20 protein-coding genes are annotated in these 20283 nt (G+C 72.7%); 13 read left to right on the forward strand and 7 right to left on the reverse strand.

Features of this window, described 5'->3' with window-relative positions:
* The 5 genes from sucB to PV343_RS34610 form a co-directional block, all read left to right on the forward strand.
* On the forward strand, positions 1–1049 hold a 1049-nt coding region (gene sucB, locus PV343_RS34590), incomplete at its 5' end, for a 2-oxoglutarate dehydrogenase, E2 component, dihydrolipoamide succinyltransferase (protein WP_319150990.1).
* 218 nt (positions 1050–1267) lie between these two features.
* Positions 1268–1891, forward strand: coding sequence for a GntR family transcriptional regulator (locus tag PV343_RS34595; protein ID WP_020939583.1), 624 nt, complete (start codon positions 1268–1270; stop codon positions 1889–1891).
* A gap of 282 nt (positions 1892–2173) precedes the next feature.
* A complete protein-coding gene (gene aceE, locus PV343_RS34600; RefSeq protein WP_319150991.1) occupies positions 2174–4876 on the forward strand; it encodes a pyruvate dehydrogenase (acetyl-transferring), homodimeric type in 2703 nt (900 codons plus the stop codon).
* 105 nt (positions 4877–4981) lie between these two features.
* Positions 4982–5956 carry a helix-turn-helix transcriptional regulator gene (locus PV343_RS34605; RefSeq protein ID WP_319150992.1) on the forward strand — a complete coding sequence of 325 codons (975 nt, stop codon included), beginning with the start codon at positions 4982–4984 and terminating at the stop codon, positions 5954–5956.
* A gap of 56 nt (positions 5957–6012) precedes the next feature.
* The gene (locus PV343_RS34610) at positions 6013–6531 is read left to right on the forward strand and encodes a DUF4240 domain-containing protein (RefSeq protein ID WP_319151048.1); all 519 of its coding nucleotides are present in this window, start codon (positions 6013–6015) and stop codon (positions 6529–6531) included.
* On the opposite strand, the gene PV343_RS34615 is transcribed toward PV343_RS34610, so the two are convergent.
* Positions 6521–6781 (reverse strand): hypothetical protein, encoded by a 261-nt coding sequence (locus PV343_RS34615; RefSeq protein WP_319150993.1) that lies wholly within the window; start codon positions 6779–6781, stop codon positions 6521–6523. The genes PV343_RS34610 and PV343_RS34615 overlap by 11 nt on opposite strands.
* A gap of 70 nt (positions 6782–6851) precedes the next feature.
* Entirely contained in the window at positions 6852–7697 is an 846-nt protein-coding gene (locus PV343_RS34620; protein WP_319150994.1) for a peptidoglycan recognition protein, read from the reverse strand.
* 199 nt (positions 7698–7896) lie between these two features.
* Between PV343_RS34620 and PV343_RS34625 the strand changes: the two genes are divergently transcribed.
* Positions 7897–9090, forward strand: coding sequence for a MarP family serine protease (locus tag PV343_RS34625; RefSeq protein ID WP_319150995.1), 1194 nt, complete (start codon positions 7897–7899; stop codon positions 9088–9090).
* 43 nt (positions 9091–9133) lie between these two features.
* Here PV343_RS34625 and PV343_RS34630 read toward each other — a convergent pair whose 3' ends face one another.
* The gene (locus tag PV343_RS34630) at positions 9134–9622 is read right to left on the reverse strand and encodes a GNAT family N-acetyltransferase (RefSeq protein WP_319150996.1); all 489 of its coding nucleotides are present in this window, start codon (positions 9620–9622) and stop codon (positions 9134–9136) included.
* Positions 9623–9661: 39 nt separating this feature from the next.
* Between PV343_RS34630 and PV343_RS34635 the strand changes: the two genes are divergently transcribed.
* Together PV343_RS34635 and PV343_RS34640 are read left to right on the forward strand one after the other, a co-directional pair.
* Positions 9662–10558, forward strand: a complete 897-nt coding sequence (locus PV343_RS34635) for a TIGR01777 family oxidoreductase (protein ID WP_319150997.1) — start codon at positions 9662–9664, stop codon at positions 10556–10558.
* A gap of 149 nt (positions 10559–10707) precedes the next feature.
* Entirely contained in the window at positions 10708–12072 is a 1365-nt protein-coding gene (locus PV343_RS34640) for an NAD(P)/FAD-dependent oxidoreductase (RefSeq protein ID WP_319150998.1), read from the forward strand.
* A 61-nt stretch (positions 12073–12133) separates the two neighbouring features.
* On the opposite strand, the gene PV343_RS34645 is transcribed toward PV343_RS34640, so the two are convergent.
* Entirely contained in the window at positions 12134–13600 is a 1467-nt protein-coding gene (locus PV343_RS34645) for a regulator (RefSeq protein WP_319150999.1), read from the reverse strand.
* A 242-nt stretch (positions 13601–13842) separates the two neighbouring features.
* On the opposite strand from PV343_RS34645, the gene lipB reads away from it, so the two are divergent.
* From lipB to PV343_RS34665, 4 genes are all read left to right on the forward strand, one after another.
* Positions 13843–14640 (forward strand): lipoyl(octanoyl) transferase LipB, encoded by a 798-nt coding sequence (lipB, locus tag PV343_RS34650; protein WP_319151000.1) that lies wholly within the window; start codon positions 13843–13845, stop codon positions 14638–14640.
* Positions 14641–14747: 107 nt separating this feature from the next.
* Positions 14748–15713 (forward strand): lipoyl synthase, encoded by a 966-nt coding sequence (gene lipA / locus PV343_RS34655; protein ID WP_319151001.1) that lies wholly within the window; start codon positions 14748–14750, stop codon positions 15711–15713.
* A 227-nt stretch (positions 15714–15940) separates the two neighbouring features.
* Positions 15941–16138: a hypothetical protein gene (locus PV343_RS34660; RefSeq protein WP_020939596.1), complete on the forward strand. Its 198-nt coding sequence runs from the start codon at positions 15941–15943 to the stop codon at positions 16136–16138.
* 86 nt (positions 16139–16224) lie between these two features.
* Positions 16225–16926, forward strand: a complete 702-nt coding sequence (locus PV343_RS34665) for a DUF4191 domain-containing protein (protein WP_319151002.1) — start codon at positions 16225–16227, stop codon at positions 16924–16926.
* A 67-nt stretch (positions 16927–16993) separates the two neighbouring features.
* Here PV343_RS34665 and PV343_RS34670 read toward each other — a convergent pair whose 3' ends face one another.
* Complete coding sequence (locus PV343_RS34670) at positions 16994–17461, reverse strand: RDD family protein (protein WP_319151003.1); 468 nt, start codon at positions 17459–17461, stop codon at positions 16994–16996.
* Between the two features lie 208 nt (positions 17462–17669).
* Between PV343_RS34670 and glnA the strand changes: the two genes are divergently transcribed.
* Positions 17670–19079, forward strand: coding sequence for a type I glutamate--ammonia ligase (gene glnA / locus PV343_RS34675; protein WP_319151004.1), 1410 nt, complete (start codon positions 17670–17672; stop codon positions 19077–19079).
* Between the two features lie 204 nt (positions 19080–19283).
* Here glnA and PV343_RS34680 read toward each other — a convergent pair whose 3' ends face one another.
* Both PV343_RS34680 and PV343_RS34685 read right to left on the reverse strand, forming a co-directional pair.
* Positions 19284–19757 (reverse strand): GNAT family N-acetyltransferase, encoded by a 474-nt coding sequence (locus tag PV343_RS34680; RefSeq protein ID WP_319151049.1) that lies wholly within the window; start codon positions 19755–19757, stop codon positions 19284–19286.
* A 59-nt stretch (positions 19758–19816) separates the two neighbouring features.
* Complete coding sequence (locus tag PV343_RS34685; RefSeq protein ID WP_319151005.1) at positions 19817–20239, reverse strand: arsenate reductase ArsC; 423 nt, start codon at positions 20237–20239, stop codon at positions 19817–19819.
* Positions 20240–20283: the final 44 nt, after the last annotated feature.

Here is a 20283-nt window from a genome sequence, read left to right on the forward strand (position 1 = left end):
CCCCGGCTCCGGCCCCCGTGGCCGCCGCTCCCGCTCCGGCCGCTCCGGCGCCCGCCCCGGCTCCGGTCACCCCGGCGGCCGCGCCCACCGCGCCGACCGCCACCCAGGCGACCGACGAGGGCGCCTACGTGACCCCGCTGGTGCGCAAGCTCGCCGCCGAGAACGGCGTCGACCTGGCCGGCGTCAAGGGCACCGGCGTCGGCGGCCGTATCCGCAAGCAGGACGTCCTCGCGGCCGCCGAGGCCGCGAAGGCCGCCGCGGCCCCGGCTCCGGCCGCTGCCGCCGCCCCGGCCGCCAAGAAGGCGGCGCCCGCGCTGGAGGTCTCCTCGCTGCGCGGCCAGACCGTGAAGATGCCGCGGATCCGCAAGGTCATCGGCGACAACATGGTCAAGGCGCTGCACGAGCAGGCCCAGCTGTCGTCGGTCGTCGAGGTGGACGTCACGCGCCTGATGCGCCTGCGCGCCCAGGCCAAGGACTCCTTCGCCGCGCGCGAGGGCGTCAAGCTCTCCCCGATGCCGTTCTTCGTGAAGGCGGCGGCCCAGGCGCTGAAGGCCCACGCGGTCGTCAACGCCAAGATCAACGAGGCCGAGGGCACGATCACCTACTTCGACACCGAGAACGTCGGTATCGCGGTGGACTCCGAGAAGGGCCTGATGACCCCGGTCATCAAGCACGCCGGCGACCTCAACATCGCGGGCATCGCCAAGGCCACGGCGGAGCTGGCCGGCAAGGTCCGCGCCAACAAGATCACCCCGGACGAGCTGTCCGGCGCGACCTTCACCATCTCCAACACCGGTTCGCGCGGCGCGCTGTTCGACACGATCATCGTGCCGCCGGGCCAGGTCGCGATCCTCGGCATCGGTGCCACGGTCAAGCGTCCGGCCGTCATCGAGACCGAGGAGGGCACGGTCATCGGCGTCCGCGACATGACCTACCTGACGCTCTCCTACGACCACCGCCTGGTCGACGGCGCCGACGCGGCCCGTTACCTGACGGCCGTCAAGGCGATCCTGGAGGCGGGCGAGTTCGAGGTCGAGCTGGGCCTCTGATCGCTCATCAGGACGTACGACGCCCCGCCCGGGACTTCCCGGGCGGGGCGTCGCCTTTGTGACGAGGGCGGCCGGAACCTCCCGGGGAGCCGGGCGCCGAGCCCCCGCTCACGCCGTGTAAGTCTCGTCTCACCTGCGCCAAAGCGCCCCCGCACGCCCTACCCGCGGAGCGAACCCGCCGTATTGTCTAAACGTCAGCCCTTCCCGAAGGAGCCCTCATGACCGCGCCCGTCGTCCACTCGCTGCGCGAACAGATCCGCGAGCACATCGTGGAGGGAATCGTCAGCGGGCGCTGGCAGCCGGGCGAGCGGATCGTGGAGCGGCGGATCGCCACCGAGCTGGAGGTCAGTCAGACCCCGGTGCGCGAGGCGCTGCGCGAGCTGGAGTCGCTGCGGCTGATCGAGTCGGCCCCCAACAAGGGCGTCCGGGTGCGGAACCTGACCGCGGCCGACCTGGAGGAGAGCTACCCGGTCCGGGCGGGCCTCGAGGCCATCGCGGCGGAGCTGGCGGCGGAACGCCTCGCCGAGGACTGCTCGGCCCTGGAGCCGCACGTCCTGGCCCTCTACGAGGCCGACCGCGCCGCCGACGGCACCGGCCAGGTGCGCCACACGGTGGGGTTCCACCGCGAGCTGGTGCGCGCGGCGGACAACTCGGTGCTCCTGCACACCTGGGAGGGCCTGGGCATCGAGGTCTTCACGGCCCTGTCCATCCGCTGGCTGGGCACGGTCCAGCAGTCGTACGCGGAGGAGCACGAGGAGCTGGTGCAGGCCTTCAAGCGCCGAGACCCCCGCATCCCGGAGCTGGTGAAGGCCCACGTACTGGGCTGCGCCCCGCGCCCCTGACCCACCCGGGCACCCCCTCGAACGCAGCCGAGCACACCCGCGCTCACCTGCGAAAACCCTGATCGAACACGGCACCGGGTGCCCATGCCGAAGGCACCCGGTGCCGACTTTCTCGGAATCAAGAGGTTTTCGACCTCAACCCTTTGATCGATCATCGATCAGGGGGTTACAGTCGCCGACGGACTTCCACCGAAGTCTCCCTGCCCTGTCCTGCCAAAGACCTAGGGCAACCCCGAACCCTTGACGATGAGGGAACCCCCTTCGACTGAGGAAGGCGGCGACATGACCGACCCCCACGCCATCCAGCCGAGCGCGCTCGACCAGCTCCCGGACCGCGACCCGGAGGAGACCGCCGAATGGCAGGCCTCCCTGGACGCCGTCGCGCGGGAGGCCGGGCCGCACCGCGCCGCGTACCTGATGCGGCGCACGCTGGAACGCGCCGAGGCGGGCGGCATCGCGCTGCCGAAGCTCCTCGAGACCGACTACGTCAACACCATCCCCACCTCCGCGGAGCCGGGCCTGCCCGGTGACCCGGAGATGGAGGCCCGGATCACCGCCTGGAACCGCTGGAACGCGGCCGCCATGGTGACCCGCGGCGCCAAGCACGGCGTCGGCGGCCACATCGCCACCTTCGCCTCCGCCGCCTGGCTGTACGAGACCGGCTTCAACCACTTCTTCAAGGGCAAGGAGGGCGACGGCTCCGGCGACCAGCTGTACATCCAGGGCCACGCCTCCCCCGGCATCTACGCCCGCGCCTTCCTCGACGGCCGTCTGAACGAGGCGCACCTGGACAACTTCCGCCAGGAGGCCGGCGGCAACGGCCTGCCGTCGTACCCGCACCCGCGCCGGCTGCCCTGGCTCTGGGAGTTCCCGACCGTCTCCATGGGGCTCGGCCCGCTGTCGGCGATCTACCAGGCGCGCTTCAACCGCTACCTCACCAGCCGCGGCATCAAGGACGTCTCCGCCTCGCACGTGTGGGCCTTCCTCGGCGACGGCGAGATGGACGAGCCGGAGTCGACGGCGGCCATCGCGCTCGCCGCGCGTGAGGAGCTGGACAACCTCACCTTCGTCATCAACTGCAACCTGCAGCGCCTCGACGGCCCGGTCCGCGCCAACTTCAAGATCGTGCAGGAGCTGGAGGCCCAGTTCCGCGGCGCCGGCTGGAACGTCGTCAAGACGCTGTGGGGCACCGCCTGGGACGAGCTGTTCCAGCTCGACACCACCGGCGCGCTCGTACGCCGGCTGCGCGAGGTACCGGACGCCCAGGTCCAGACGTACCAGACCCGCGGCGCCGCCTACATCCGCGAGGACTTCTTCGGCAAGGACCCGGCGCTCGCCGAGATGGCGAAGCTGCTGAGCGACGACAAGATCCTCGAGTGCTTCCACCTCTCGCGCGGCGGTCACGAGGCCCGCAAGGTCTTCGCCGCGTACAAGGCCGCCGTCGAGCACAAGGGCGCGCCTACCGTGATCCTGGCCCAGACGGTCAAGGGCCACACCCTCGGCGAGGGCTTCGCGTCGAAGAACGCCAACCACCAGATGAAGAAGCTCTCGGTGGACGAGTTCAAGACGATGCGCGACCTGCTCGGCCTGCCGATCAAGGACAGCGACTTCGCCGACGGCGTGGTGCCCTACGGTCACCCGGGCGCCGACTCCCCCGAGGTCCGCTACCTCCAGGAGCGCCGCGCGGCCCTCGGCGGCCCGGCCCCGGCCCGCCGCACGCACGCGCTGGCCCCGCTGCCCGCCCCCGCGGAGAAGGCGTTCGCCTCCTTCGACAAGGGCTCCGGCGCGCAGAACGTGGCCACCACCATGGCCTTCGTCCGCCTGGTCAAGGACCTGGTCCGCGACAAGGAGACGGGCCGGCGCTGGGTGCCGATCGTCCCCGACGAGGCGCGCACCTTCGGCATGGAGAGCCTCTTCCCGTCCCTGGGCATCTACTCCCCCAAGGGCCAGACGTACGAGCCGGTCGACCGCGACCAGCTGATGTACTACAAGGAGGCCAAGAACGGCCAGATCCTCAACGAGGGGATCACCGAGGCCGGTTCCATGGCCGACTTCATCGCCGCGTCCACCGCGTACGCGACGCACGGCGAGGCGATGATCCCGTTCTACATCTTCTACTCGATGTTCGGCTGGCAGCGCACGGCCGACCAGATGTGGCAGCTCGGCGACCAGCTCGGCCGCGGCTTCCTCGTCGGCGCGACGGCCGGCCGCACGACCCTGACGGGCGAGGGCCTCCAGCACGCCGACGGCCACTCCCCGGTGATCGCGGCCACCAACCCGGCGGCGCTGTCGTACGACCCGGCGTTCGCCTACGAGATCGCGGTGATCGTCCGTGAGGGTCTGCGCCGGATGTATGGCGAGGCCAAGCCGGGCGAGGACCAGAACGTCTTCTACTACCTGACGGTCTACAACGAGCCGGTGCCGCAGCCCGCGAAGCCGCAGGGCCTCGGCATCGACGAGGGCATCGTCAAGGGCCTGTACCGCTTCAACACGGCGGAGTCCGCGGGCGTGACCGTCCCGGCCAACGCCCCGCGCCTCCAGCTGCTGGGCTCCGGCACGGCGATCCACTGGACCCTCGAGGCGCAGCGGATGCTCGCCGACGAGTGGGGCGTGGCCGCCGACGTCTGGTCGGCGACCTCCTGGACGGAGCTGCGCCGTGACGCGCTCGAGGCCGACGCGGCCCTGCTGCGCGGCGAGGAGCGGCTGCCGTACGTCCGCCAGGCGCTGCAGGGCGCCGAGGGCCCGGTCCTCGCGGTCTCCGACTACATGCGCCAGGTCCCGGACCAGATCGCGCAGTGGGTCGAGCAGGACTGGTCCTCGCTGGGCGCCGACGGCTTCGGTCTGTCGGACACCCGTGAGGCCGCCCGCCGCCACTTCGGCGTCGACGCCCCGTCGATCGTCGTCGCGGCCCTGGCCCAGCTCGCCAAGCGCGGCGAGGTCAAGGCGACGGCGGTGAAGGAAGCCCGCGAGATGTACGGGCTGTAGTCACACCGAGTTCGACAGAAGGGGTACGGCCGATGCCGTACCCCTTCTACTGTTCCCTTCTGCTGTCCCCCGTCCGCTGTCGGTGGCCCCCGGCATCATGAGGGCATGCGTGCCGCCCGGCTCATCAAGATGGTGCTCCTGCTCCAGTCCCGGCCCTCCATGACCGCCGCCGAGCTGGCGCGGGAGCTGGAGGTGTCGGAGCGCACGGTGACCCGGGACGCGCAGGCGCTGTCGGAGGCGGGCGTGCCGGTCTACGCCGACCGGGGGCGGGCCGGCGGGTACCGGCTGGTCGGCGGGTACCGGACCCGGCTGACCGGGCTGGCCCGGAGCGAGGCGGAGGCGCTGTTCCTGAGCGGGGTGCCGGGGGCGCTGCGGGAGATGGGCCTGGAGGACGCGGCCTCGGCGGCCCGGCTCAAGGTCGCCGCCGCCCTGCTGCCGTCCCTGCGGGACGCCCCGGACAGCGCCGCCCAGCGGTTCCACCTGGACGCGCCCGCCTGGTTCCGGGAGCCGAGGACGCCCGGGCCGCTGCCGGTGATCGCCGAGGCCGTCTGGGCGGACCGGCGGATCACCGCCGCCTACCGGCGCGGGGAGACCACCGTCGAGCGGGAGCTGGAGCCGTACGGGCTCGTGCTGAAGGCGGGCGTCTGGTACCTGTGCGCGCGGGTGCCCGAGGGCGGTGCCTTCCGCACGTACCGCATGGACCGCTTCGGCGCCGTCGAGGTCCACGAGGAGCGCTTCGCCCGTGACCCGGACTTCGACCTGCCCGCGCACTGGGCGGCGCAGGCCGAGCGGTTCGCGCGGTCGATCCTGCGCGCCGAGGCCGTCGTACGGCTGTCCCCGGCCGGGGCGCGCGGGCTGCCGCGGGTGGTCGATCCGCTCTCCGCGCGGGAGGCGCTGGCCGGCGCGGGCGAGCCGGACGGGGACGGGTGGGTCACGGTGACCCTGCCGGTGGAGTCGGAGGAGGTGGCGCACGACCAGCTCACGGCCCTCGGGCCCGAGGCCGAGGTGCTCGCGCCGCGCGGTCTGCGGGAGCGGTTCGCGCGGGACGCCGTACGGCTCGCCGCGCTGTACGGGACATAACGATCCGCCGCACTCCACGTGCGCCCCACCGGCTCAGGCCCGATGCTGGTGGCGTGATGGACGAGACGGAGTTCTGGGAGCTGATCGACGCCACCCGCGAGGCCGCCGAGGGCGACCCGGAGGAGCAGGCCGACCTGCTCCTGGACCGGCTGCTCCAGCTCGACCCGGACATGGTCCTGGACTTCGCCCGTCACTTCGAGGCCCGGTACAACCGCGCCTACCGCTGGGACCTGTGGGGTGCCGCCTGGGTGCTGCTGGACGGGGCGAGCGACGACGCGTTCGACTACTTCCGGTGCTGGCTGATCGGCCAGGGCCGGGAGGTCTTCGAGGGCGGGCTGCACGCCCCCGACACCCTGGCCGACCTGCTCGGCGACTTCGACGAGGAGATCGACGGCGACGGCGAGGAGCTGGGCTACGCGGCGGACGAGGCGTACGAGCAGCTCACCGGCACCGTCGCCCCGGACCTGGGGATCGAGCCGGCGCCCGCGGAGCCGGAGGGCACACCGGTCGACTTCGAGCGCGAGGACGCCCTCGCCGAGCTGTACCCGAAGCTGTGGGACCGCTTCAGGGGCTGACGGTTCCCTGGTGCGTCCCGCGCTGCGGGGCGTGCAGGAGCGGCGCGGCGTTGGCCCGGTCGAGCGCGGACGCGGTCGCCGCGGCCGGTCCGAGCACGACGGCCGCCACGACGCAGGCGACCGTCCAGGGGCGGCGCGCCGCCCGCGTCCACGACGGGTCCGCAGGCGCCCGCCGCCGCGACCGCTCCGGCTGTTCCGACCGCCCCGACCACTCCGGCCGCTCGTCCTGCCGTTCCGTTCGACCGCTCATCGTCTCCCCGCCTCCCGTCGGCGCGCCCCGGGGGCGCGGTGCTCGATGCCCCGACGGTAGGGCGGCGGCCTCAGGGGGACCGGTGAGCCGCCTGTTGCGTGGCTGTGGACGTCCGGCCCTGGAGGCGCGCGGCCGTGTCCCGGATCTGCGGGAGCCGGGCGCTCAGGGCGGCGCCGGGGCAGCTGGTCGGGTAGCCGTCGGTGTGGCCGGACACGGCGGGCAGGACGACGGTGCTGCCCGCCCGGTAGCGGCTCAGGCCGCTGCTGGAGACCAGGTGGACGTGGTCGCGCGGGTCGATGCCGGCGAGACCGAGCTTCCAGGCCGCGAGGGCGGCGATCGCGTCCGTCATGGCCTTGGGCACGGAGGCACCCGCGGTGAAGGTGCCGAGGGCGGCGATGCCGGCGGTGCGGTGGTTGAAGCCCTGGGTGTGGGCGCCGGTGACGGGCCGGTCGACACCTCCGGCGCGGCCCTCGTAGATGGTGCCGCAGCGGTCGACGAGGAAGTTGTAGCCGATGTCGTCCCAGCGGCGGTGGCCGGTCTGGCCGGCGTACAGGCCGCGGATGATCCGGGGCGCGTCGGCGCAGTCGTACCGGCTGGGCGAGTCGGTGTGGTGGACGAAGACGGCCACGACCCGGTCGTCGTAGCGCGGGGGCGGCGGGGTGCGCGGCGCGGTGGTGCGGTCCAGCCAGGCGGAGCGCGGCACGATGAGCGGCCGGCCGGCGGTGTGGTCCGCGGCGGGCTGTACCCCGGCCGGTCCCAGGGGGACCGCGACGGGACGCTCGACGCCGCGGGCGCTCAGGGTCAGGGCGAGCACGGCGGTCAGGCCGGGCAGGAGTCCCAGGGCGACCAGGGCGCCGCCGGGGATCCGCCCGGCCCGCCGCTCCTGTGGCGCCCGCGCTCTTCGGAAGGCACGCATGGTGTCACTGTCGGGCCGCCCGGGGGCCGCTCGCGATGTGCGCTCTGCCACCTGGCGGAACCATCGTCCCGGTGCGGGACGTTTCTGGGGGTATACCCGAACGTGGCCGGTTCGCCGTCCGGGGTCGTGCACGCGCTCGCGTGACTGATCACCGGGCCCGTCCTGCCCGTATTAGGGGGTCCGAGAGAAAGGCGGCTCCGTGGACCTGCTCGACCTGGTGCTCGTGCTGGTGGTCGTCGGCTACGCGGCCTCCGGTTACCGGCGTGGGCTGGTGGCCGGATGTGTGTCGCTGGCCGGGTTCGTGGGCGGTGCGGTCGTCGGTGTGTGGGCGCTGCCGTGGGTGACCGGTCTGGTGGCGCGCGGGTCGGCCGAGGCGACCGTGCTCGCGGTGCTGACGGTGCTGCTGCCGGGCATGGTGGGGCACGAGCTGGCGGGCCGGCTGGCGCTGCGGCTGCGCCGGGAGCTGGCCCGGGAGGGCCGGGGTCCGCTGCGGGTGGCGGACGGTATAGGGGGCGCGGCGGCCAACTCGGTGGCCGTGCTGATCGTGGCGTGGGTCGCGGCGAGTGTGCTGGGCGCGTCCTCGTCGCAGACGCTGACGACGGCGATCCGGGGTTCGACGCTGCTGGGCGCGGTGCAGCAGACGATGCCGGCGACCACGCCGGTGTGGTTCTCGCGGGCCACCTCGGCGCTGACGGAGGCGGGTTTCCCGCAGGTCTTCAACCCGTTCGAGAACGAATCGACGGCCCGGGTGGCGCGGCCCAGCGGCGACAACGTCACGCCCGCCGCGACCGAGGCGGCCCGGCGGAGCACGGTGAAGATCGAGGGCGCCTCCGGCACCGAGGGGCGGGAGGGCAGCGGCTTCGTCTACACGCCGCGGCACGTGATGACGAACGCGCACGTGGTGGCGGGCATCGACCGGCCGAGCGTGCGGGTGGGCGGGGTCGGTCCCGCGTACGCGGCCCGGGTGGTGCTCTTCGACCCGGACCGGGACGTGGCGGTGCTGTACGTGCCGGCGCTGCGCGCCCCGGTGCTGCGGTTCGACCGGGGCGCGGCGCACGGCGACTCGGCGGTGGTCGCGGGCTATCCGCAGGACGGCAGCCTGGACCTGCAGGCGGCGACGGTGGCGAACCGGATCCGGGCGACGGGCCGGAACATCTACGGCGACAGCACGGTCACCCGGGAGATCTACTCGATCCGCTCGACGGTGCTGCCGGGCAACTCCGGCGGCCCGCTGCTGACCACGGACGGCCGGGTGTTCGGGGTGGTCTTCGCCCGCTCCACCTCGGACACGGAGACGGGCTACGTCCTGACGGCGGACGAGGTGGCGGGCGACGCCGGCCGGGCGGGCTCGGCGACGGTCCCGGTCGACACGGGCCGGCTGATCACGTCGTAGGACCGGTCTCGGCGCGCCGTGGGGCTCGGCGGAGCCGTGGGGCTCAGAGGAAGCGGCCCATGGCCACGTCGTCGACGTACTCGCCGTCGAGCAGGAACTCCTCCGGCTGCACGCCCTCGACCACGAAGCCCTCGGACTCGTACAGCGCCCGCGCGGGGGCGTTGTGCCCGAGCACGCGCAGGGTGAGGCGGCGTGCGCCGCGCCGGCGCGCCTCCTCGATCGCGGCCCGGACCAGCGCCCGGCCCACGCCCATGCCCCGGACCTCGTCGGAGACCACCAGGCCCTGGATCTGGCGCACGTGGGCGTTGGCGGCCAACGCGGTGGCGCGCACGAGGCGGACGTAGCCGACGATCCGCCGGTCGTGTTCGGCGACCAGGTAGTCGTGCGGCCGGTGGCGCTCGTCGAAGAAGGGCGGGTACGGCGGCAGCGGCGCGGGCTGCACGGAGTGCAGGACGGACCAGGCGGTCCGGTCGAGCACGGCGAGCTGCTCCTCGTCGGCGGGCAGGGCGAGACGTATGGACGGTGCGGACATGACGGCCACCTTAGGGGCGCACGGGGTAAGGATGACCTCATGGAACCTTCGCGAATCGCGGTGGCCGGCGCGTCCGGTCTCATCGGCAGCGCCCTGGTGCGGTCCCTGACCGCGGACGGGCACGAGGTGGTGCGCCTGGTGCGCCGCGCGCCCCGGGGGGCGGACGAGGTCCGCTGGGACCCGGAACGGCAGCAGGTGGACGCGGCGGGGCTGGTCGGCTGCGACGCGGTGGTCAATCTCGCCGGGGCGGGCATCGGGGACCGGCGCTGGACGCCCGAGTACAAGCGGCTGGTCCGGGACAGCCGGGTGCTCGGCACGGCCGCCCTGGCGGAGGCGGTGGCCTCGCTGGACACACCGCCGCGGGTCTTCGTGAACGGCAGCGCGATGGGCGTCTACGGCGACACCGGCGACCGGGCCGTGGACGAGGACGCGCCGCCGGGGGACGGTTTTCTGCCGTCGCTCTGCGTGGAGTGGGAGGAGGCGACGGCGCCGGTGCAGGAGGCGGGCGTGCGGACGGTGCTGCTGCGCACGGGGCTGGTCGTGGCCCGGGACGGCGGGGCCTGGGCCAAGCTGTTCCCGCTGTTCAGGGCGGGGCTCGGGGGCCGGATGGGCGACGGGCGGCAGTACTGGTCGTACATCGCGCTGCACGACGAGGTCGCCGCGATCCGGCATCTGATCGACCACGACACGCTGTCCGGGCCGTTCAACCTGACGGCGCCCCGGCCGCTGACGAACCGTGAGGTCACCGAGGCGATGGGGCGGGTGCTGCGGCGGCCGACGCTGTTCGCCGTCCCGGCGCCCGTCCTGCGGTCGGTGCTGGGCGAGATGGCCGGGGAGGTGCTGGGCAGTGCGCGGGTGGTGCCCAAGCGGCTGCTGGAGTCGGGGTTCGCGTTCGCGTTCCCTGAGGTCGACGACGCGATCCGCGCTGCCTTGTGACCGTATGCGACCGTCGTGCGACCGTGCTCTGTCGATGCGCGACTGTTCCTGACCGAGAGCGAACCTACCCTCGACCCGAACTCGGGTATTCCCGAGGCCTGTTGGGGGCATGACGTCTCCACCGGCCGCGCAACCACAGGAGGGGCCTCGTGCTTGAGCCCGCGTACCAGGTGGACGTCGTCATCGTGGGAGCCGGGATCGCCGGACTCTCGGCGGCTCACCGGCTCACCAGCGCAGGAGTATCGACCGCAGTCCTGGAGGCCGCCCCCTGGGTGGGCGGCCGCATGTCGACCGAGAAGGTGGACGGCTTCCGCCTCGACCGCATCGGGCAGCTGCTGTCCACGTCCAGTCCCGAACTGCGCCTCACCCCGGGGCTCGGTTCGCTCGCCCTGCGCCGCTTCGCGCCGGGCGTCCTGCTCCACCGCGACGGGCGCACCCACCGGGCCGGCGCACCGGCGACCACGGGGAGCGCGAGGGGCGCACTTCATGTGGTGCGCGCCCTGGCGAGCGCCCCCAGGGGATCGTCGGCCGTGCCGGGCCGGGCCGGTGCGCCGGTGGGCGGCGCCGTCGACCAGGCCCGCCTCGGCACCGCCCTGGGCCGGATCGCCGCCACACCGGTCGAGCGCCTGCTGGCCCGCCCCGAACTGCCCGCCGCGCAGGCCCTCGCGGCCCGCGGGGTGCCCGCGCGGACCGTCGACGGCTTCCTGCGCCCGCTGCTGGCCGCCCTCCTGTGCGATCCGGACCTGACCACCTCCAGCAGGTGCGCCGACCTCGCGCTGCACTCCTTCGCGAGCGGGCGGCTGTGCGTGCCGGAGGGCGGTGCGGAGGCGGTGCCGGAGCTGCTGGCCCGGACGCTGCCGCCGGGCACCGTGCACACCGGGGTGCGGGTCACCTCCGTGTCCACGACGGCGGTGACCACGGCCGAGCACGGGGTGATCCGCTGCCGCGCGGTGCTGCTGGCGACCGACGCGCGGGCCGCGGCCGACCTGCTGCCGGGGCTGCGGGTGCCGGACTTCCACCCGGTGACGGTCGTCCACCACACCACGGACGACCCGGCGGCGGTGCTCGCGACGGGCACCTCGCTGCTGCTGGACGCCGACCGCGGCGGGCCGGTGGCGCACACGGCGGTGCTCAGCAGCGTCGACCCGAGCCGGGCGCCGGCCGGCCGGGTGCTGATCTCGTCGACGGTGCTGGGCACACCGCCCGACGCGGTCGACACCGCCGTCCGCATCCATCTGACCCGGCTCTACGGCACGCCGACCCGCCGCTGGGAGACGCTGGCGGTGCATCACACCCCGGAAGCGGTACCGGCGATGCGCCCGCCGCACGACCTGCGCCGCCCGGTGCGCCTGCTGGCCGGCCTGTACGTCTGCGGCGACCACCGCGACACCAGCACCGTCCAGGGCGCCCTGCACTCCGCCCACCGGGCCGCGTCGGCGATCCTGACGGACCTGGGCGCAGCGGGCTCCCTGCACCGGGCGGACCCGACAGCCACCCTGCCCCGCGCGGCGTGACCCGGCCGAACCTCAACCGGGCACGACTCCGGCCGCTCGGCCCAGCACCGCCGCCGGCCGCTCAGCCCAGTGCCGCGACCCGTTCCCGGTAACCCCGGGCCGGTGGGGCGTCCCTGTAGGGCTCCAGGCGGCGTTCGAAGTCCCTGACGTACTCGATCGCGCGGGCGGAGCGCATTTCCGCCGCCTGGCCGGCGGCCTCGGCGGCCAGGGCGCAGGCCTGGTCGAGTTCGCCGAGGCCGAGCCGGGCGGTGGCGAGGACGACGCGGCAGAAGAGGCGGCTGCGGGCGTAGGAGGGCGCGCGCAGCTGCAGGGAGCGTTCGGCGTGCTGCGCGGCCGCCCGGAACTGGTGGAGGTCGCGGTGGCAGTGCCCGAACTCGTCGGCGAGCTGCGCCTCGTCGAAGAACCGGGCCCAGTGCGGCACCTCGTCCCCGGGCCGGGCCGCCTCCAGGGCGCGCTCGGCCCGCACCAGCGCGCCGGTGCACGCCCGCACCTCCCCCAGCACCCCGTGCGCGCGGGCCTCGGAGGCGTGCAGCAGCGCCTGTACGGCCGGGGGCGCGCCGGTGCCCACGCCCTGCTGGGCCACCCGGGCGAGCTGCACCGCCTCCCGGCCGTGCCCGAGGTAGACGGCCTGGCGGCTCATGGTGACCAGGACGTAGGAGCCGTAGGACCGGTCACCGGCCGCTTGGGCGAGCCGCAGGGCCTGGACGAAGTAGCGCTGGGCGAGCCCGTGCGCCGCGATGTCGTACGACGTCCAGCCCGCGAGCCGGGTGAGGTCGGCCGCCGCGGCGAACAGCCGGCGGCCGGTCTGCTCGTCGTAACTGCCGCGCAGCATCGGCTCGCACTCGTGCTCCAGGTACCGCACGAGGGCCTGCCGGGCGTGCCCGCCGCCGTAGGCGTCGTCGAGGGTGCGGAACAGCTCGCCGACCGAGCGCAGCGCGGCGATGTCGCCGCCGGAGACCTTGTGCCCGGGGACACGGGCGGTCGTTCCGCGCGGCCGGGGCGGGGCCGGCACGGTCTCCGGGCGGTCCTTGAGCGCGCCGGGACGGGCCTGGGCGGGTACCCGGAGCGCCGGCTCGCGGGCCACCCGGTCGTCGGCCTTGCCGATCAGCCAGTCCCGGCTGGGCACGACGAGCCCGGCCGGAGTGAAGGCGATCTTGCGCAGCTCGGCGTGGCTGCCCGAGTCCTTGCGCCACAGCCCGCTGACGATGTCGACGGCCTCCTCGGGGGTGGCCGCGAACTCCAGCCCGGCGTACACCGGGGCGCAGGCGTCCAGGCCGAGGTCCTGGGCGCTGAGCCGGCGCCCGAGCCGGCGCGTGAACACCTCGGCGATGAGGGCCGGCGTCGTGCCCCGGGGCTGCTGCCCACGCAGCCAGCGGGTGACGGACGTCTTGTCGTATCTGAGGTCCAGCCCGTGCTCCAGACCGAGCTGGTCGACGCGTCGGGCCAGACCCGCGTTGGAGAACCCCGCCTCTGCGATGAGCGCGGCGAGCTGGCGGTTGGGGGTGCGCTGCGCGGGTCGGTCCGTCATCTGCGGTGCGGTCTCCTGCCTTCCGGACTTCTCTGAAGTGCCGGGATTGCCTGTGAGCAGCCGATTTGGCCTCTCGAACGGCGCGAATGTAGCGGAGAGTGAGCAGCTGATCGCACGCTTCCCCAGGCATTCATCCGATCGTGTGAGGATTGGCCCCAGGGCTGACGCGTGACGGGCGGACGTACAGTGGCGTGGGCGCGTTACAGGCCTGACACACCGGTCCGCTGAGGGAGGCGCTTGCCGTGAGTGAGTTGCGGTTCGTCCGCATGGGGTTCGGCGCGGATGCCGTCGATTACCAGGAGGCGTGGGACGAGCAGCGCCGGGTGCACGCGGCCCGGTTCGCCGACGAGATCCCGGACACCGTGCTGCTGCTGGAGCACCCCCCGGTGTACACGGCCGGCCGGCGCACCGACGACAGCGAGCGCCCGCTGGACGGCACCCCCGTCATCGACGTGGACCGCGGCGGCAAGATCACCTGGCACGGCCCCGGCCAGCTCGTGGGCTACCCGATCCAGAAGCTCCCGCGCCCGGTGGACGTGGTCGCGCACGTGCGGCGCCTGGAGGAGGCCCTGATCCGCACCTGCGCCGAGTACGGCGTGGAGACCACCCGGGTCGAGGGCCGCAGCGGGGTGTGGGTGCTCGGCGACCCGGTCGAGCAGCGGCCCGCGCTCGGCGGCCTCTCCCTCGACTTCGACCCGCGGATCGCCGACGAGGAGTTCGACCCGCGGCTGAACGGCCCGGAGTACGCGCCCTCCAACGCCGGCCAGCGCCGCGAGGACCGCAAGATCGCCGCGATCGGCATCCGGGTCGCCAAGGGTGTCACCATGCACGGGTTCTCGTTCAACGTGAACCCCGACAACCGGTGGTTCGACCGCATCATCCCGTGCGGCATCCGGGACGCGGGGGTGGCCTCGCTGGCGGCCGAGCTGGGCCGCGACATCACGATCGAGGAGGTGCTGCCGGTGGTGGAGCGCCACCTGCGCGACATCCTGGAGAACGCGGAGCTCAAGCCGCGGGTGATCGAGAAGGCGTCCGCCTGATCGAGGGAATGCACCCTGCGGCCGTGAGGTTGGCCTCACCGGCAGGGCCCAATCAGTACGGGCGTACCCTGGTGTACGCCGACGAATCGAAGCTACAGGGAGCCGACGTGTCCGCAGTCGCACCCGACGGACGCAAGATGCTGCGCCTGGAGGTCCGCAACAGCCAGACCCCCATCGAGCGCAAGCCCGAGTGGATCAAGACCCGGGCGAAAATGGGTCCCGAGTACACGAAGATGCAGAACCTCGTGAAGAGCGAGGGCCTGCACACGGTCTGCCAGGAAGCCGGCTGCCCGAACATCTACGAGTGCTGGGAGGACCGCGAGGCGACCTTCCTCATCGGCGGCGACCAGTGCACCCGGCGCTGCGACTTCTGCCAGATCGACACCGGCAAGCCCGAGGCGCTCGACCGGGACGAGCCCCGCCGTGTGGGCGAGTCCGTGGTCACCATGGACCTGAACTACGCCACCATCACCGGCGTCGCCCGCGACGACCTGGAGGACGGCGGCGCCTGGCTGTACGCCGAGACCGTGCGCCAGATCCACGCGCAGACGGCGGACCGCGAGGCCGGCCGGACCAAGGTCGAGCTGCTGGCCCCCGATTTCAACGCGGTCCCCGAGCAGCTCGCGGAGGTCTTCTCCGCCCGCCCCGAGGTGTTCGCGCACAACGTCGAGACGGTCCCGCGGATCTTCAAGCGGATCCGCCCCGGCTTCCGCTACGAGCGCTCGCTGAAGGTCATCACCGACGCCCGCGACTTCGGCCTGGTGACCAAGTCGAACCTGATCCTCGGCATGGGCGAGACGCGCGAGGAGGTCAGCGAGGCGCTGCGGCAGCTGCACGAGGCCGGCTGTGAGCTGATCACCATCACCCAGTACCTGCGCCCCTCCGTCCGGCACCACCCGGTGGAGCGCTGGGTCAAGCCGCACGAGTTCGTCGAGCTGAAGGAGGAGGCCGAGCAGATCGGCTTCTCCGGTGTGATGTCCGGTCCCCTGGTCCGTTCCTCGTACCGCGCCGGCCGTCTCTACCAGATGGCCGTCGAGAAGCGCGGCTCCTACGTCGCCACCCAGGCGGTGTGAGCCGAGCGTGTGAACTCGCGCACAAGTACTTACTGGCCAGTAATGGCCGAGTCGACGCGGTCCTGAACGTCCTCGCTGATGAGGGCGGCCGTCAGGGCCGCGTCGGCGTTCCGGGGGTCCGCATCGAGGCTTCATCAGCGTTTGACCGGTCGGTCACGCCCTGGTAACACCAAACAGTGACTCTGGTATCACACCCCGTACACTCGATCCGAGGGGGGACCTCGATCATGCAGGCCGCGCCCGTCCGCGCCACCGCCATCCCGTCCTTCACCGACGCCCTGCGCGCCGTGGAGTCCCTGCTCATGAGCAGCGGCCAGCGCACCGCCCGCCGCAACGCCTGGACCTCCGTGCTGGAGGACCGCCGGCGTGCCAAGGACCGTGTGGAGGCCCAGCGCTTCCTGGAGCAGGCCACCGGCCGCCCCTGACCCTCCCGGCCCCCTGCCCCGTCCCCGCCGTACGGCACCGGACACTGCCGTCGTGGGCACTCCCGGAGCCACGTAGACTTCGTGGCATGGCGAGGAAGGAAACCGCGGCGGACGCCGCGAACGCAGGGCGACTGAAGCAGATCGCCCTCACGTACAAGATGACCCGCAAGGCCGACAAGACGATCGGACTTGTACTCGCGGCCGTCGGTCTCGGCACCCTCGGTGTGTTCCTCGCGATCGGCTTCCTGATCGGCCACCCGGTCTATCTCGGCATCCTGGGCCTGCTGCTCGGCGTCCTCGCGACGGCGATCGTCTTCGGCCGCCGGGCCGAGCGGGCCGCCTTCGGGCAGATGGAGGGCCAGCCGGGCGCTGCCGCCGCCGTGCTGGACAACATCGGCCGCGGCTGGACGACCACTCCGGCGGTGGCGATGAACCGCAGCCAGGACGTCGTGCACCGCGCGGTGGGCAAGGCCGGCATCGTGCTGGTCGCCGAGGGCAACCCGAACCGGGTGAAGAGCCTGCTGGCCGCCGAGAAGAAGAAGATGAACCGCATCGTGGCGGACGTGCCGGTGCACGACGTGATCGTCGGCAACGGCGAGGGCCAGGTCGCGCTGAAGAAGCTGCGCACGACCATGCTGAAGTACCCGCGGGTGCTGACCGGCCCCCAGGTGACCGCCACCAACGACCGGCTGCGCGCCATGGGCGACCTCATGAGCAACATGCCGCTGCCGAAGGGCCCGATGCCCAAGGGCATGCGGATGCCCAGGGGCGGCCCGAAGGCCCGCTAGTCCCCCTCGTCGAGAAAGGGGCCGCCCGGAGTGATCCGGGCGGCCCCTTCGTCGTACGCGGTGCGGGCTAGATGCGGACCTCGACCGTCTGCGCGAGCCGGTCGTGCAGCCCACGGCCGTCGCGGTCCCAGATCAGCGCGGGGATCGCGAGACACAGCAGGACCGTGCGCAGCAGGGAACGCCCCGGGTTGACCGTGCCGGTCCGCAGGGCCACGACCCGGATGCCGAAGAGGCGCTTGCCCGGGGTGGAGCCGAGGGTGCCGACCGTCAGGGCGCTCATCGCGAAGAAGACGAGCAGGGCCCAGTTGCTGGTCGCGGGGGTGTAGCCGTGGGTGATGAGACCGTATGCGATCAACACGCACAGTCCCCAGTCGACGGCCAGGGCCCCCAGGCGCCTGCCGGGCCGTGCGATCGAGTTCGGCCCCTCCTCGGGCAGGCCGAGCTGCTCGCCCCGGTAGCCGAAGTCGGCCCCGGCGTCCTCCATGGCCGCGCGCGGCCCGGAGAGCCAGGATCCCATTGCTTGCCTGTTGTCCACCCGAACACGGTACTGCGCCCGGTTCCGGCCGGAGCGCCCAGGGTGCGTCGGGGCTACGGTGGTAGGGGGCTGGTTAACTTCTGCGAAACAAATGGGTCACGCCCGAGAAATCACCGGTCCCTAGGGTCGAGACCAGCGTGTGCCACCGCACTGGCCGCACGAACGATCTACCACCCCGGCGCGGACGGTCGGGAGTAGGAGGAGCTGGATGTTCCAGAACGCCGACGAGGCCAAGAAGTACATCGCGGACGAGGACGTCAAGTTCGTCGACGTCCGCTTCTGCGACCTGCCGGGTGTCATGCAGCACTTCACGTTGCCCGCGGAGGCGTTCGACCCCGACGACGAGCAGGCCTTCGACGGGTCGTCGATCCGTGGTTTCCAGGCCATCCACGAGTCGGACATGGCCCTGCGACCCGACCTGTCCACCGCGCGCATCGACCCGTTCCGCCGGGACAAGACGCTCAACATCAACTTCTTCATCCACGACCCGATCACGGGCGAGCAGTACTCCCGTGACCCGCGCAACGTGGCGAAGAAGGCGGAGGCGTACCTGGCGTCGACGGGCATCGCCGACACCGCGTACTTCGGTCCCGAGGCCGAGTTCTACGTCTTCGACTCGGTCCGCTTCTCGACGGGCGCGAACGAGTCCTTCTACCACATCGACTCCGAGGCGGGTGCCTGGAACACCGGCGCCCTGGAGAACAACCGTGGTTACAAGGTCCGTTACAAGGGCGGCTACTTCCCGGTCCCGCCGGTCGACCACTTCGCCGACCTGCGCGCCGAGATCTCCCTGGAGCTGAACCGTCAGGGCCTGAAGGTCGAGCGCCAGCACCACGAGGTGGGCACCGCCGGCCAGGCGGAGATCAACTACAAGTTCAACACGCTGCTCGCCGCCGCCGACGACCTCCAGCTCTTCAAGTACATCGTGAAGAACGTGGCCTGGCGCAACGGCAAGACCGCGACCTTCATGCCGAAGCCGATCTTCGGTGACAACGGCTCGGGCATGCACGTGCACCAGTCGCTGTGGAGCAACGGCGACCCGCTGTTCTACGACGAGGCCGGTTACGCGGGCCTGTCGGACACCGCCCGCTACTACATCGGCGGCATCCTCAAGCACGCCCCGTCGCTGCTGGCCTTCACCAACCCGACGGTGAACTCGTACCACCGTCTGGTGCCGGGCTTCGAGGCGCCGATCAACCTGGTGTACTCGCAGCGCAACCGCTCCGCGGCCATGCGTATCCCGATCACCGGCTCGAACCCGAAGGCCAAGCGCGTCGAGTTCCGCGCCCCGGACTCCTCCGGCAACCCGTACCTGGCCTTCTCCGCGCTGCTCCTCGCGGGCCTGGACGGCATCAAGAACAAGATCGAGCCGGCCGAGCCGATCGACAAGGACCTGTACGAGCTGGCTCCCGAGGAGCACGCGAACGTCGCCCAGGTCCCGACCTCCCTCGGCGCGGTCCTCGACCGCCTCGAGGCCGACCACGAGTTCCTCCTCCAGGGCGACGTCTTCACGCCCGACCTGATCGAGACGTGGATCGACTACAAGCGCGCGAACGAGATCGCCCCGCTGCAGCTGCGTCCGCACCCGCACGAGTTCGAGCTCTACTTCGACGTGTGACATCGCCCCGGGCGAGAGCAGGTGACCGCTCCCCCGGGCCGTCTCTGGGCCGTCGGCCGTGTCCTTCCCTGCCGGAAGGACACGGCCGACGGTCGTTTCGGGCCACGCCACCCCGTCCGGGGAACGCTGAACAGGTGAAGGCGCCCTACTTCGTCACGCCGGCCCCGGACCGCCCGGCACGCTTTCACCTGCCCGGCGGTCCGGCTAGGCGATCACGGGGCTGCGTCGTTCGATCAGGACGACGTCGCGCCACACCCCGTGGTGCCGGCCGATGCGTTCGCGGGTGCCGATGACGCGGAAGCCCGCCTTGCGGTGGAGGGCGAGGCTGCCGGTGTTCTCGGGGAAGACACCGGACTGGACGGTCCAGATGCCCGCCGCCTCGGTCGAGGCGATCAGCGCGCGCAGCAGGACCAGGCCGATCCCCCGGCCGCGGGCGTCGGGGTGGACGTACACCGAGTGTTCGACCACCCCGGCGTAGGCACACCGGTCGGACACCGGCACGGCCGCGACCCAGCCCAGCACCCTGTCCGTCTCGTCGACGGCGACGTACCGGTGTTCCGGCAGCTTGGCGGCGTCGAACTGCTCCCAGCTCGGCGCCGCCGTCTCGAACGTGGCGTCACCCTCGTCGATCCCGAGCCGGTAGACCGCGAGGACCTCGGCGGCGTGGCGGCCCTCCATGGGCACGACGCGCACTCCGGCCGCCTCGCGCCCTCCCGGCCCACTCACGCCCGCCTCGCTCACACCTGGCTCCCGGGGGTGATCTCGGCGAGCAGTGCGCGGACGCGCCGGGCGATCTCGTCGCGGATGGGGCGGACGGCGGCGACCCCCTGGCCGGCCGGATCGGGGAGCGCCCAGTCGAGGTAGCGCTTGCCCGGGAAGACCGGGCAGGTGTCGCCGCAGCCCATGGTGATGACCACGTCGGACGCCTGGACCGCTTCCACGGTGAGGATCTTGGGCACCTCGGCGGAGATGTCGACGCCCGCCTCCGCCATCGCTTCGACGACGGCCGGGTTGACCGTGCTCGCGGGCGCGGACCCGGCGGAGCGCACCTGGACGCGGTCGCCCGCGAGATGGGTGAGGAACGCCGCGGCCATCTGGGAACGCCCGGCGTTGTGGACGCAGACGAACAGCACGGACGGACGCTCGGCAGGGGGGTTCATCGCGGGTGTCCTTCTCGGGAACCGGGGGTGGGAAAGGGGAACGG

The organism is Streptomyces sp. WI03-4A, assembly GCF_033792105.1.
GTDB lineage: Bacteria > Actinomycetota > Actinomycetes > Streptomycetales > Streptomycetaceae > Streptomyces > Streptomyces collinus_A.